This window comes from Sphingobium sp. FW305-3-2-15-F-TSA7 (assembly GCF_058787155.1).
The window spans coordinates 38,116-52,613 of the sequence record NZ_JBYSZM010000029.1 but is presented as its reverse complement, the minus strand read 5'-3'; the positions used below and the strand labels follow the sequence as shown (position 1 = coordinate 52,613).

Genomic DNA, 14,498 nt, shown 5'->3' with positions numbered 1-14,498 from the left:
ACGGGGGCCGCTTCGGGCAGAAGCGGATTGGCGCGAGATTTCCCTTGCCGCCGTGATTTCGGAGTCGTCAGGTCAATTCGACCGGCTTGAAATCACCTCAGGGTCTGATCCAGCACTTCCGTTAAGCTTCCGAAAGAAGAAGCTGGATTCCCGCTTTCGCGGGAATGACAATGTGGGGTTTGGGGCAATCCAAAGGGATCAAACCCTAAGTTTCGGAGCCGAACCGCTCGATCCAGGGAGCAAGGATCGGGTGTACGGACGAGAACTCCTCTGCATAGCGCCGCCATTGCCCGCCGCCATTATACAATCCCTTGCGCACCTGCGTTTCGCTGGCGGTCCGAACACCGCGCGTTTTTGCTGTCCGGTCGAAGCGTAGAAACGCATCCGTCCATTCCAATCCGATAAAGTCGGCGAGTGCGCGCACTGTCGGCTCGAATTCGGCGACAAGCCGATCGTAGCGGACTTCGCGATAGGCGAGCGGCAGATTTTCCTGGCAGCGGTCGATCAGGCGCATCAGTGCGTCATAATGGCGCGCGGTTTCAGTTCGGTCGCTGAATGCCCATGCTGCTGCGCCAGGCGTGAAGTTGATCCGAAAACAGCTCAGGATCACGTCGCGCGGATCGCGGCGCATGATGACGATGCGCGCATCGGGGAACAGGCGTGCGATGATCGGCAGCTTGATGCCGTTAAACGGATTCATGTCGACGAGCACCTTGCCGACGACATCGCCGCCAAGCTGGCGCACCCGTTCCCAATAGGCGGCCCGGAGCCGCTCCACCAAGGCCGGGTCGAGAGCATCGAGGTCGGGCATGGTTCCGTCATTGGCGAGCAGGGCCGCATCGACATCGGCCAGCGTATCGCGCTCTTCGAGCGCGATCACGTCGGGCGCGCTCGCCATGACATTTTCGATCAATGTGTTGCCCGATCGCGGATATCCGAGAAGGAAGACATGGATCGCGGCGGCGTCCGGAACAGGCGAAACCTGAGGCAGGGTGTGCAACACCCCGGTGCTTTCGACCTGCGCCGTGATCTTTTCGATGAAGGATCGGTGCGATGGCCGGCCCGGACCGGGTTCGAGCAGCCGACGATAGGTGTCCCGAAAACTGCTCTGCGCGCGCGTATAGGCTGCAAAGGCCTCGACCGTACGACCTTGGCGATCCAGCGCGTCGCCCAACAGGGTCAGCGTCCGCGTCCGATCTTCCGGCTGCAAATTGGTTGCCAGCAGTGGCTCGAGCAGCGCCACAGCGGCTGCGCCGTCTTTTGCCTCTACAGCTATAACGGACAACGCGAACACGGCTGCCGGCTCATTGGGATGCAGCGCGAGCGCGCGTTTCGCATGCTGCTCGGCGACTGCGGTATCGCCGCGCCGTGCTGCGGAATCGGCCAGTTTTCCCAGCGCAGGCGCAAGATTGGGATCGATCGCGAGCGCGCGTTCGTAACTTGTGGTCGCTTCCTCTTCCAATCGCAGAGCGTCGAGGACATAGCCGCGCTCGAGCCATGCGGCCGAATGCCGCGGTTCAGCCGCCACGACGCGATCGAGCAGGGTAAGCGCTTCTTCCAGACAGCCTTGCTTGCGCAGCACGGCGCCGATCGAGCCGAGTATCAGCACATCGCCCGGAGAGAGCGCCAGCCCGCGCTGCAGGAGCTTGTGCGCGCCGGCATAATCGCCAGCCTCTTCCTTTTGCCAGGCCGCAAGATTCAACACCAATGGATCGGCATGTCCGGCCGCAAGTATCGATGTCGCGATCTTCGCCGCACCCTCAATGTCCCCGCCGGCAAGCAGTTGCTCGAGGCGCGTTCGCTGTAGATGGGGTGCGCCCATGGACTGGCGCCGTTTGCCGACTTTGTTTGACATGGCTGACCCTTGATCCCTATCATCACTTTCTTACAGCGGCATAGTCATTTTCTGGAGGCTTTGTTGTGCTTGGATTGATGATATCGACTTTTCTTCTCGTCGCGGGCACGGCCGGCAATGCCGGCTTGCAGGCCGCGCCGGGGGAGCGGGCGGCCGACCCGCAAGACAAGGTGATCTGCAAGCGTTTTGTGGAAACCGGCTCGCTCGTGAAGGGGCAACGCACGTGCAAGACAAAGCGCGAGTGGGAGCGCGACCGTGACAATATCCGCTCAGGTGGACCAGGCATCAATTCGTGCCGCGATGCCACCAATGGCGGAGCGGGCTGCAACTAGATTAATCTGTGTGATTTTGGAATCGCACAGCTTGATCTAACTATTTGTTTTACCGCAGTTTTCGAGTTGTTCGATGGTTCCATCGAACTGCAAATCGTTCTAGCCGAGAAGTGCAGCCGGTGGCGTGAGGGCCACGCCTGCACCCGCGGCGACGACTTCCGTCCATCGGGCGACTTTGTCGATCTCATCCGCATGGATTGCCGCGGCGTCGCGGTGCTCGGCGGCGCGGTCGTTTGAATCGAACGCATTGCCGGACTTTGAATGGGTTCTGAAGGCCGGTCCCGCGGCAATTTCATCGATGGCGGCTTGTGTGAGTGGGCGGCCGAACAACGCCGCGATCGCTGAAATCGCGTTATGCGGATCCTGCATCAATGTTGCGCTGTCCAGCGTCCGGATGCGCGCCGCCCCAAATTGATGGACAAGCGCTGCGAACAGCTTCTGGTGCGCCAGCCAAGTGACCGCCGCCACCTGAAGATCGGTATGACCGAGATGATCGCGCGGGGTGAAGCCCAGATCGATCAGTTTGTCGTCGAGCATCCCGGTCAGCAGCGTTCTGATCCAGAGGCGGCCGTCGATTCCCTTCTTTGCGATCGAACCGAGAAAGGTGCGCAACGGCGCATAGAGCAGGATCGCGCGCGCTTCGGGGCGCAGCGCCAGCATCGCCGGCGCCAGGCCGTTGACGGCCGTCGACGGCTTGACGATCACGGCTTCGTCCGGCGCGAACGGCCTTGCCAGCAAGGCGAGGCTATCGTCGAGCACGCTCGCCATGTCGGGGCCCTTGCCGCCGCGGCGGCGCCAGCCGACAATGTCGTTGAGGATGACGGGTTCCTTCAGCCCCATGCCCCAGCCGGGACGGTCGACGGCGCGTGCCAGCAATGTCGAGCAGCAAAAGGCGGAGTGGAAAAGGAAATGCACCGGCGCGCGGGGCGGCGCTGCGGCAATGGCATCCTGGCGCCGTACCGCCAATGGTTCGAGGCCCATTGGCAGATATTCGTCGGTGATGAAGGTCGCCTTGCGATGGTCTTCGCGAGAAACGGGCAGCAGATGGACGGCGTCATGGTCGGGATCGTAGCGATGGGCGAGCCAGTTTGCGTCGCGTATCGCATCGGCGATCGATCGCGGTGGCGGCATGCTGGTCGATGATGGAGGCGGCGACATCTTGGCTATGTGTGTGCTGAACCGGCGCGACGTTGTCTAGTCGCCACGGCGGCGCTATGCCGAGCGGGTGGATCAGTCGCAAATCCAACACATGCTCACGACCGCCGTTCAGGCGCGACGTGCGGGGCGAATCGACGAGGCAGTTCGCCTTTTCCAGACGGTGGTCACGCGCGGCGGGGAACAGCCACAGGCGCTGAACGCGCTTGGGTTGCACGCGATTAATCAGGGCAATTTTGCCGAGGCTGTGCCGCTGCTGCGGCGGGCCATTGCCGCGGATCCGGGGGCGCCCGATCTGTGGATGAATCTCGCAAGGGCATTTCGCGAACAGCGCGACGATGACGGCGAAGAGGAAGCGCTTCGCGGGGCATTGTCGATCGATCAGCGTCACTTCATGGCGCTGGTGCGGATGGCGGAACTGCTCGAACGTCGCGGCGATGATTCACGAGCCGCGGAACGGTGGCGTGGCGTACTCGCGATGGCGCCGATGATCGAGGAACGTTCGCCGGCGCTCGAAGCCATGGTGGAGCATGCCCGCGACTATGTCGCGCGGCAGCGGGATGGTTTCGCTGGCGCGATCGATCGCAGTCTTGCGGCAGCGCGCGCCGCGGTGGCGCCCGCCGAACTTCGCCGTTTCGATGCGTGCATCGATCACGCGCTCGGCCGCCGGGAAATCTACGCCAATCAATGCGCGGGCATGCATTTTCCCTTCCTGCCTGCCGATGAATTCTTCGCACGGGAACATTTTCCGTGGCTTGCCGCCATCGAGGCTGAAACCGATGCGATCCGGGCCGAACTCGAAGCCGTGCTTGCCGAGGATGCTGCCGCGATCCGGCCCTATGTGGCGATGGAGCCCGGTACGCCGACGAACAAATGGTCGCCGCTCGACCATTCGCTCGACTGGGGCGCGATGCATCTGTGGAAGGATGGCCGGCGCGACGATGCGGTCTGCGCGCGGGTTCCCCGCACTGCGGCGGCTGTCGAAAAACTGCCTTTGTCGGATCTGCCGGGGCGCACGCCGACCGTTTTCTTCTCGCTGCTCAGGCCGGGCGCGCATCTGCCGGCGCATACGGGTGTGAGCAATGTGCGGACGATCATCCATCTTCCCTTGATCGTCCCACCGAACTGCGATTTCCGCGTCGGTGGAGAGACGCGGAGCTGGAAGGTCGGCGAGGCCTGGGCCTTTGACGATACGATCGAGCACGAAGCCTGGAATCGATCGGATCAGTTGCGGGCGATCCTGATCTTCGACGTCTGGAATCCCCATATCGCGCCGGTGGAGCGCGATTTGCTCCGACGCTTCTATGCGGTCGCGGCGGATGCGGACGGCGCACCGTCCGAGGCTATCAGCGTCAGCGAATGAGCGCCGACGCGATCAGCGTGTCGCAGGAGGGCGTCTTGCCGGCATGTCGCGCGAGCCAGGCCTCCGCCTGATCGAACTCCGGCGCGATGGTCCGCTCCACGTCGGCGAGCCGGGCGAGCCGGGCGGCATTGTCGAACGCCAATGTCGGATTCTTGGAATAGGTGGCGAATAATGGGCCGGCGACGGTCTTTTCCAGCACGGTATCCGAAATCGGCACGCCCAGGTGCCGCGCTGCCGCCTTGAGCACATCGATGGGGTCGGCGAAAAAGCTTTCGGCGTCGAGCGTGCGGGCATTCGGCATGCGTGCCAGGGTGTCGCCAAAGGCATCGACCTGCGCCAGCCACAGCGCTGCGGCGCGTTCGGCATCGGTCAATGCGGACAGATCGCCGAGATGGCCGGCGAGCTGTGCGGTGACGTTCCGCAGCCAGGTGCGGTGATTGTCGCTGCGCAGGATTGCGAGCAGATATTCGCGGAGCGGCAGATAGAGCAGGATGGCGCGGGCTTCGGTGTCGGCAGCGCTCAACTGCGGCAGCAGGAAATTGACCGGCACGTTCGCCTTGACCAGCGTTGGGGCATCGGCGCGATAGCGTTTGCCGAGCATCGCCGCGACGAGCCCCAATCGCCCGGCCGCGGGCTGGATCGCCGTCTGCCGCAGCGCCAGGGGCTCGCGCAGTACCAGGCTGGCGCCCGGATCGTCGAGCGCACGGGCAAGCAGCGTCGAACCGCAATGCGCCATGTGGAAGATCCAGCCGGTCTGCGAGGGGCGGCGGGGAGCAGCCGTCAGCATCGTGACGGGCAATTTCATCGATTGATCGGCGGCGGGAGAAATCCGACCGTCGAGAAAGATCGATCGATGATAGGCGGCGCGATCCATCGGCATGAAGAGCGCGGCGTCGCCCTCGAACGAATGCAGGAAATGATCCGGCGAGGCGAAGAGGTCGTCGAGCGTCAAGGACATCAAGCGGGCTATAGCCTATGCCGTTTTGGGCGGCTATCCCTGCATCACTATGCCGCATGTTCATCTGCCGGAAGCCGGCCAACCCCATGTCGTGATCGAGCCGGATGGCGAAGGCGGCATTGTCGATCTCGATCCGGCGACGATCATCGATCTCTACAAAAGCCATGGGGCGTTGCTCTTCCGCGGCTTTGGCGCGGATGTCGCCCAGTTCCGCAGTTTCGCGCGGCAATTCTGCTCGACCGCGGTGGTGAATGAGAGCCCGGGCAGACAGCCGATCGATCCGGAGGCCAATATCCATACGGTCGATGGCGGCGTCGGCGCCTTCTCGCTCCATCCGGAATTGTCGCGCGAACCCTGGAAACCCGATGCGGTTTTCTTCGCATGTCTGTCGGCGCCAAGCCGGGGTGGGCAGACGACGATCTGCGACGGCGTGGCGCTGGTCCGGGAGATGCCCGAAGCCGTGCGCCGAGGGCTGGAGCGCCGAAGGTTGCTGTACATCAAGCCGACCTGGCCGGAATTGCTCGACTATTGGCTCGGCACGCCCAATCCGAGCGATGCGCAACTCGCATCACCGCCGGCTCAATGTCCCTATGCCTTTCGGCGGTTTCCGGATGGCACGATCGTGCGTTTTTTTTCGCGACCCGCCTTGCACAAACCGATGTTCACCGATGATCCGGCATTCGGCAATTTCCTGCTTTTCGCACGTTTCAATCATGGACGGCCCGATCACCCGGTTCTCGACGACGGGCATCCGGTGCCCGAAGCGTGGCTGCAGGCGATCAAGGAAACCGGCGATCGCTTGAGTGTCCCGATCAACTGGCGTGCCGGTGACGTCGTGATGCTGGACAATAGCCGGTTCATGCATGGGCGGACGGCGATCATCGATCCGGCGGAAAGGCTGATCGCAAGCTATTTCGGATATCTGCGCTTCGCCATTCCCGATGCCGAGGAGCCCGCGGATCCGATCTGGCGGCGCGAGGATTTCGAGCCGCCGCTACGGCCCGATCATCCCCGCTTCCGTCCAACTGCAACCGCCGGGTGATCCACCTGATTGAATGCCACCATCATTCCCAAGTTCGCGGGAATGACGGTGAGGGGAGGTGAGATCCTGAAAATTCTGGAACGCCGGGCGTTTTGACTCAATTGCTCGGCGTTCCAGTTCAATATCTCGTCAGCCGGCCGTCAGCACCAGCGCGCCATCGCCCTCGTCGACCTTTACCGTCGACCCGTCGGGCACCTGACCGCGCAGGATCATGTCGGCGAGCGGATCCTGCAGATATTTCTGCACCGCGCGCTTGAGCGGGCGGGCGCCATAGACCGGGTCGTAACCGACCCGCCCCAGCCAGTTCCGCGCACCGTCGGTGAGTTCCAGGGTCACCTTGCGATCCTTGAGCAGTTTCTGCACGCGGCCGACCTGGATTTCGACGATCGGGCCCATATGCGCCTGGCCCAGCCGGTGGAACAGGATGATCTCGTCCAGCCGGTTGAGGAATTCCGGGCGGAAATGCGCGCGGACGATCTCCATCACCTGCGGCTCGACATCGGACACCTTCTGGTCGTCGGCCATGCCCGCGAGATACTGGCTGCCCAGATTCGAGGTCAGGATGATCAGCGTGTTCGAGAAATCGACCGTGCGGCCCTGGCCATCGGTCAGGCGGCCGTCGTCGAGCACCTGAAGCAGGATGTTGAAGACGTCCGAATGCGCCTTTTCCACCTCGTCGAACAGGATGACCTGATAGGGGCGGCGGCGAACCGATTCGGTTAGAACACCGCCTTCTTCATAACCGACATAGCCCGGCGGGGCGCCGATCAGCCGTGCGACGCTGTGCTTCTCCATGAACTCGCTCATGTCGATGCGCACCATCGCATTGTCGTCGTCGAACAGGAATCCGGCCAGTGCCTTGGTCAACTCGGTCTTGCCGACGCCCGTCGGCCCCAGGAACAGGAAGGAGCCGAGCGGACGGTTGGGGTCCTGGAGCCCGGCGCGGCTGCGGCGTACCGCGGTCGAAACCGCTTTCACCGCGGCTTCCTGACCGATCACGCGCTTGCCGATCGCGTCTTCCATCTGGAGCAGTTTCTCGCGCTCGCCCTCGAGCATCTTGTCGACGGGAATGCCGGTCCAGCGGCTGACGACCGAGGCGATGTCCTCGCTCGTCACTTCCTCGCGCAGCATCGCGCCGGCGGCGACGCTCTCGGCTTCGGCAAGCTGCTTCTCGAGCTGCGGGATCATGCCGTAGCTGAGCTCGCCCGCCTTGGCGAGATCGCCGGAGCGTTGCGCCTGCTCGAGCTGGAGGCGCGCGGCGTCGAGCTGTTCCTTGATCTTGGCCTCACCCGCGATCTTTTCCTTCTCCGCTTGCCAGCGGCCGGTCAGTTCGGCGGATTGCTGTTCCAGATTGGCCAGTTCGCTTTCCAGCGCCGCGAGCCGATCCTTGGATGCGGTATCGCTTTCCTTCTTCAGCGCTTCGCGCTCGATCTTGAGCTGGATGATGCGGCGATCGAGATTCTCGATTTCCTCCGGCTTGGACTCGACCTCCATGCGCAGCCGCGACGCGGCCTCATCCATCAGGTCGATCGCCTTGTCGGGCAGGAAACGGTCGGTGATGTAGCGGTTGGACAGGGTCGCGGCGGAAACGATCGCGCTATCGGTGATCCGCACACCGTGGTGCAGCTCGTATTTCTCCTTGAGGCCGCGCAGGATCGAGATCGTGTCCTCGACGGTCGGTTCGCCGACGAACACCGGCTGGAAGCGCCGCTGGAGCGCGGGGTCCTTCTCGACATATTTCCGATATTCGTCGAGCGTGGTCGCGCCGATGCAATGCAGCTCGCCGCGCGCGAGCGCAGGTTTGAGCAGGTTGGACGCATCCATCGCGCCTTCGCCCTTGCCGGCGCCGATCAGCGTATGCATCTCGTCGATGAACAGGATGATGTCGCCCTCCGCACCGCGTACTTCGTCGAGCACGCCCTTCAGCCGCTCCTCGAATTCGCCGCGATATTTGGCGCCCGCGATCAGGCTGCCCATGTCGAGCGCCATCAACCGGCGATCCTTCAGGCTGTCGGGCACGTCGCCATTGGCGATGCGCAGCGCCAGCCCTTCGGCGATCGCGGTCTTGCCGACGCCGGGCTCGCCGATCAGCACGGGATTGTTCTTGGTGCGCCGCGCCAGGATCTGGATCGTCCGGCGGATCTCCTCGTCGCGGCCGATCACGGGGTCGAGCTTGCCGTCGCGCGCGGCATCGGTCAGGTCGCGCGCGAATTTCTTGAGCGCGTCGTAGCGATCCTCGGCGCCGGCCGTATCGGCGCTGCGCCCGCCGCGAAGCTGGTTGATGGCAGTGTTGAGGCCGTCGGCGGTCACGCCTGCCGCGGCCAGCGCCTTGCCCGCCTCAGTGGTGGTAGCCAGCACGAGCGCGAGCAGCATCCGTTCGACCGTCACATAGGAATCGCCTGCCTTGGTCGCGATCTGCTCGGCCTGGTCGAGCGTGCGGACCAGGTCATTGTCCAACCCCGGCGACTGCTGTGCGCCGCCGCCCGAGACCGCCGGAATCTTGGCGAGTGCCTTGTCGGTTTCGGCAAGCGCGACCGGCGCATTGCCCCCGGCCGCCTTGATCAGACCGGAGGCCATGCCCTGCTCGTCTTCGAGCAGGGCCTTGAGCAGATGTTCCGGGCTGATCCGCTGATGGCTCATCCGGATCGCGACGGTCTGCGCCGATTGCAGGAAACCCTTGGCGCGGTCGGTAAATTTCTCGAGGTTCATGTCGTCCCCTTTGTCAGGTCGGCGCCGATATGGTGTTGCTTTAATGCAACACAAGCCCCGGGCGATGCATAATCGTCACATGCCGACATGCATCGCTGGGGCCGATCCGCCCATTCGCAAAAACCCTTATGCGTGCGCGGGTTCCGGCGAGACTAGAGCAGGCTGCACGAAATCGCACAGCCTGCTCTAGATATTTCTGATCGCATCGCCTTTGCGGAAAACCGGTTCCCACTTTTCCGCGCGATGCTTTGTTCGGGGCGGTCGGTGCCGTCGAGGGGAGGTTCCTCTATTTGGCGGCCTTCGGCGCGCGCGGTTTGCCGGCGGCAAAGGTGTCGCCGAAGAAATCGCCTTCGATCCAGAGCGGTGGCGTGTCCGCGTCGGCCATGGCACGGGTGATGCGGTAATTGGCTTCCGCGAAACGGGCGCCGGCCTGCCAGTCGATCTTCTGCATCATGTCGTCACCGGGGTGATGATAATTGCCCGAGAGGAATTCGCCCCAGGCCTTTTCGCCGCCATTGGCAAAGCCGGTGGCGAGGAACACGGCGGGCACGCCCTGCCGCACGAACATATAATGGTCGGAGCGGGTGAAGATTCCTTCCTGCGGCATCGGATCGGGCGACAGTTTGACGCCCATCGGCGCGACCGCCTTCGCCACCAGCGTGCCGAGCGAGCTGTGATCGGCGCCGAAAGCGATGACGTCGGTGAAGGGATAGAGCAGCAGCGGCATGTCGAGATCGACATTGCCGACGATCTTGCCCGCGGGCACCGTCGGGTGGCGCGCGAAATAATCGGCGCCGATCAGGCCCTTTTCCTCGCCGGTGGAGGCGAGGAAGATGATCGAACGACGCGGCTTGTCCGGCGATTCCGCCGCGGCGCGCGCGACTTCGAGCATGGTTGCTATGCCCGCGGCATTGTCGAGCGCGCCATTGTTGATCCGGTCGGTCTCAGGCGTGTCGCCGGGCTTGGCGCTGGCGAGGCCGATATGGTCGAGATGCGCGGACAGCACGACATATTCGCCGGCGAGTGCGGGGTCGGAGCCGGGCAGGATCGCCGCGACATTGGGACTGCTGACGCGTTTGGTCGTGCTTTCGCCCTGGATGCGGATGCTCGTCCTGAGTGCGAAACCCTTCGGTCTGCCGCCGGCCTTGTCCGCTTCCGCCCGCACCTGGGCCAATGTCCGCGGTGCACCGGCAAAGACCGCGTCCGCGGCCGGTAGATTGAGCATGGCGCTGGCGCGGATGCTGGGGGCCGAGCTGTTGGGCTTGCCGTCGGGTGAGACCCAGGCGAAGCCGGGTTCGTCGGCGAAATGGACGATTTTCTCCCAGGGGCGCGCCTTTTCGGATTGCAGCGTCGCGATGCTGACCATGCCGATCGCGCCGTGGCGCTCGGCGGCTTCGGCCTTGGTGGCGCTGACATGCGCGCCTTCCTCGCTCGGCAGGCCTTTGGGATAGCCTTGCAGCGTGACGACGATCTTCCCCTTCACGTCCAGCCCGCGATAGTCGTTCAGGCCGAGCCGGGCATTCTCAATGCCATAGCCAACGAAAACCAGCGGTGCGGCCACGTCCAATTTTGGCTCGCGTGCGTTGAGGCCGACCAGCACCTCGGTGGCATGTGCCCAGCTCTTCTCGCCGGCAGGGCCGCTGACCGTCACCGTGCCGGGATTGGCGCCGGGGTCGGTCTGCTGCAGGCCGACCTGCTGATACCAGTCGCCATTCTCGCCGGCGGGCTTGAGCCCCAGCGCTTCGAACCGCGTCGCGACATAGCGTGCGGCGATCTCATATCCCCGGCTGCCGGTGTCGCGGCCCTCGAGCAGATCGTCGGAGAGGAACTCGACATGCGCGCGCACGCCTTCCGGCGTGAACACGGGCGCGGCATCCTGCGCGATCGCCGAAACCGATATGGAAAGCAGGCCGATGCCGGCCAAGAGAGATGCGACGCGCATAGTGGAGGATCCCAGTCCCGTTAAGAAGAAGCGCGGGGCGATATCGCAAATCTTATCATCGTCAATGTCGTTCGCCGAACTGTGTCGTACGTTGGTGGCTTGCGGCGGTACTTGGCTTGCGACTTGTCTGCCGGCTGCTATTGTCCGACTACGTTTTGAACAAGGATGTTTTCTTGATGCGCCGCCTGCTGACCGGCTTCACTGCCGCACCCTTTCTTGCGTTCGCCATACTTCCTGCTTCGGCCCAATCCGAGTCGAAGCCTGTGCCGGTCTCGGTGCTCGTGAAGAAGGTGAACATTCCCTACGAGGCATTCACGCTCGCCAACGGCCTGCGCGTGCTTGTCCATACCGACCGCAAGGCGCCGATCGTCGCGGTCTCGGTCTGGTATGATGTGGGGTCGAAGCATGAGCCCAAGGGCAAGACCGGCTTCGCGCATCTGTTCGAACATCTGATGTTCAACGGATCGGAGAATGCGCCGGGCGATTTCTTCGAGCCGCTGCAACAGGTCGGCGCGACCGACTTCAACGGCACCACCTGGTTCGACCGCACCAATTATTTCGAGACGGTGCCGACGCCGGCGCTGGAACGCGCGCTGTTCCTCGAATCCGATCGGATGGGCCATCTGCTCGGCGCGGTGACGCAGGAGAAACTCGATAACCAGCGCGGCGTTGTCCAGAACGAGAAGCGCCAGGGCGACAACCAGCCCTATGGCCTGGTCGAATATGCCCAGATCGCGGCGCTGTTCTCGCCCGAACATCCCTATGGCCATTCGACGATCGGTTCGATGGCCGATCTCGACGCCGCCAGCCTCGAGGATGTGAAGGGCTGGTTCCGCAGCCATTACGGCCCGAACAATGCGATCGTCGTACTGGCCGGCGATATCGACGCGAAGACCGCGCGGCCGCTGATGGAGAAATATTTCGGCGATATCGCGCGCGGGCCGCAGACCGCGCCGGTCAGCGCACCGGTGCCGACGCTTGCCGCCCGCAAGGATGAAGTGATGAAGGATCGCGTCGCGCAGACGCGCATCTATCGGACCTGGATCGTGCCCGGGCTCAACGACAAGGATACGGTGCCGCTCGGCGTGGGCGCGACGGTGCTCGGCGGGCTGTCGAGCTCGCGGCTCGACAATATCCTGGTCCGCGAAGAGAAAAGCGCGGTGCGGGTCTCAGCCGCGCTCCAGGAATTCGCGAATATCAGCCAGTTCGAGGTCCAGGTCGATGTGAAACCCGGCGTCGATGCCGAGGCGGTGTCGAAGCGGCTGGACACGATCATCGCCGACTTCGTGAAGTCGGGCCCGACCGCCGACGAGGTTGAGCGCGTCGCCACCCGCACGGTGGCCGGGCGGATCGCCGGGCTGGAATCGGTCGGCGGTTTCAGCGGCAAGGCCGTGGCACTTGCCGAAGGCGCGCTCTATTCGAACGATCCGCAATTCTACAAGAAGCAGCTTGCCGCCTATGCCAAGGTGACGCCGGCCGAAGTGCGTGCCGCGATGGGCAAATGGCTGAGCCGCCCGGTCTATGCGCTGACCGTGGTGCCGGGTGAGCGCGCCGCCTATGACGAAGCCAAGGGTACGCCGACCGGTGGCGCGACTTTCTCGCCATCCTATTATCGTGCGCCCCAGTCCGGTGAGAAGCCGCTGGCCGCGCCGTCGAAGATCGCCCCGCAGGACGCTTCGGGCAGCGCCGCTGCGCCGCTGACCGCGGTCGACCGGTCGAAGCTGCCAGAGGTCGGTCCGATCGCCGATCTCGATTTCCCGCAGGTCACGCGTTCGAAGCTCTCCAACGGCATCGAGCTGATCTATGCGAACCGCACCGCCGTCCCGATCACGCAGATCGCGCTGTCGATCGACGCGGGCAATGCGGCCGATCCCAAGGCGAAGCTGGGTACGCAATCGCTGATGCTCGCCTTGCTCGAAGAGGGTACGACCAGCCTCAATTCGGTGCAGATCGCCGAGCGTCAGGAACGGCTTGGCGCCAATATCGGCGCGGGCTCGTCGATGGATCGCACCACCGTGTCGTTGTTCGCGCTGTCCGACAATCTCGCGCCGTCGCTCGATCTGTTCACCGACATCGCATTGCATCCGGCCTTCGCACCTGCAGAGGTGGAGCGGCTGCGCGGGCAGCAACTCGCCCGCATCGCGCAGGAAATGACGCAGCCGCAAAGCATCGCGATGCGCCAATTGCCGCCGCTGCTGTATGGTAAGGCGCATCCCTATGGCGTGCCGGCGACGGGCACCGGCGATCCCGCCGCGGTGGCGCAGGTGTCGCGTGACGACCTGCTTGCGTTCCACCGCGCCTGGTTCCGTCCCGAAAAGACGAAGATCTTCGTCGTCAGCGACCAGCCGCTCGCGAAGATTCAGCCACTGCTCGACGCGCGCTTCGGCAAATGGGTGGGCGAGGGACCGGCCGGCGCGAAGAATTTCGATGCCGCCATTCCGGCCGCGAAACCGCGCATCGTCCTGATCGATCGCAAGGATTCGCCGCAGTCGCTGATCCTGGCCGGCGAAATCCTGCCGCTCAAGGGCAATGCCGAGATCACCGATCTGCTTGCCGCCAACGACGTGCTCGGCGGCAGCTTCCTGTCGCGCATCAACATGGACCTGCGCGAGACCAAGGGCTGGTCCTATGGCGTCGGCGCGCAGATCAGCCGCTTTGCCAACGACATGCCCTATATGATCTTCGCACCCGTTCAGGCGGACAAGACCGGTCTCGCCATTGCCGCGTTGCGTGAACAATATCAGGCATTTCTGGGCCCCAAGGGCGTCACGCCCGAAGAACTGGAGCGGACCAAGAACGGCAGCATCCGCGAGCTTCCGGGAAGCTACGAGACCGCGTCGGACGTGCTTGGCGGCATGCAGCGCAACGACCTGTTCCAGCGTTCGGACGATTATTACGATACGCTGGCCGATCGCTACCGTGCGCTGAGCGCGGCGGATCTCGACAAGGCGGCACGCGCCGTGATCAAGCCCGACCAACTGACCTGGATCGTGGTTGGCGACGCCGCGAAGGTGAAGCCGCAGCTCGATCCGCTCGGCCTGCCCGTCGAAGTGGTGTCGGCGCAATAGCCGCGGTCGGTTCGACGCTGTAAGGAACATGCTGGCTCCGGCCGTTGCCGGAGCGCTTTTGGGGAGACGACCGA

General features: G+C 63.9%; 9 protein-coding genes. 4 read left to right on the top strand and 5 right to left on the bottom strand.

Going from position 1 to position 14,498, the window contains the following annotated elements:
• Positions 1 to 205 precede the first annotated feature (205 nt).
• The gene (locus AC3WN8_RS21135; protein ID WP_492671459.1) at positions 206 to 1,855 is read right to left on the bottom strand and encodes a tetratricopeptide repeat-containing sulfotransferase family protein; all 1,650 of its coding nucleotides are present in this window, start codon (positions 1,853 to 1,855) and stop codon (positions 206 to 208) included.
• Positions 1,856 to 1,920: 65 nt separating this feature from the next.
• Here AC3WN8_RS21135 and AC3WN8_RS21130 point away from each other — a divergent pair, with 65 nt between their 5' ends.
• Positions 1,921 to 2,187, top strand: a complete 267-nt coding sequence (locus tag AC3WN8_RS21130) for a hypothetical protein (protein WP_492671458.1) — start codon at positions 1,921 to 1,923, stop codon at positions 2,185 to 2,187.
• Positions 2,188 to 2,286: 99 nt separating this feature from the next.
• Here AC3WN8_RS21130 and AC3WN8_RS21125 read toward each other — a convergent pair whose 3' ends face one another.
• Complete coding sequence (locus AC3WN8_RS21125) at positions 2,287 to 3,318, bottom strand: hypothetical protein (RefSeq protein WP_492671457.1); 1,032 nt, start codon at positions 3,316 to 3,318, stop codon at positions 2,287 to 2,289.
• Between the two features lie 118 nt (positions 3,319 to 3,436).
• On the opposite strand from AC3WN8_RS21125, the gene AC3WN8_RS21120 reads away from it, so the two are divergent.
• Positions 3,437 to 4,705, top strand: coding sequence for an aspartyl/asparaginyl beta-hydroxylase domain-containing protein (locus tag AC3WN8_RS21120; protein WP_492671456.1), 1,269 nt, complete (start codon positions 3,437 to 3,439; stop codon positions 4,703 to 4,705).
• Here the strand turns inward: AC3WN8_RS21120 and AC3WN8_RS21115 are convergent.
• A complete protein-coding gene (locus AC3WN8_RS21115; protein ID WP_492671455.1) occupies positions 4,695 to 5,663 on the bottom strand; it encodes a hypothetical protein in 969 nt (322 codons plus the stop codon). The two genes, AC3WN8_RS21120 and AC3WN8_RS21115, sit on opposite strands and share 11 nt — an antisense overlap.
• 49 nt (positions 5,664 to 5,712) lie before the next feature.
• Between AC3WN8_RS21115 and AC3WN8_RS21110 the strand changes: the two genes are divergently transcribed.
• Positions 5,713 to 6,705: a TauD/TfdA family dioxygenase gene (locus tag AC3WN8_RS21110; protein WP_492671454.1), complete on the top strand. Its 993-nt coding sequence runs from the start codon at positions 5,713 to 5,715 to the stop codon at positions 6,703 to 6,705.
• Positions 6,706 to 6,834: 129 nt separating this feature from the next.
• Here the strand turns inward: AC3WN8_RS21110 and clpB are convergent, their stop codons facing one another.
• Both clpB and AC3WN8_RS21100 read right to left on the bottom strand, forming a co-directional pair.
• Positions 6,835 to 9,414: an ATP-dependent chaperone ClpB gene (gene clpB, locus AC3WN8_RS21105; protein WP_492671453.1), complete on the bottom strand. Its 2,580-nt coding sequence runs from the start codon at positions 9,412 to 9,414 to the stop codon at positions 6,835 to 6,837.
• 286 nt (positions 9,415 to 9,700) lie between these two features.
• On the bottom strand, positions 9,701 to 11,356 hold the full coding sequence (locus AC3WN8_RS21100) for a M28 family metallopeptidase (protein WP_492671452.1): 1,656 nt from the start codon (positions 11,354 to 11,356) through the stop codon (positions 9,701 to 9,703).
• A 176-nt stretch (positions 11,357 to 11,532) separates the two neighbouring features.
• On the opposite strand from AC3WN8_RS21100, the gene AC3WN8_RS21095 reads away from it, so the two are divergent.
• Positions 11,533 to 14,424, top strand: coding sequence for a M16 family metallopeptidase (locus AC3WN8_RS21095; RefSeq protein ID WP_492671451.1), 2,892 nt, complete (start codon positions 11,533 to 11,535; stop codon positions 14,422 to 14,424).
• Positions 14,425 to 14,498 lie beyond the last annotated feature (74 nt).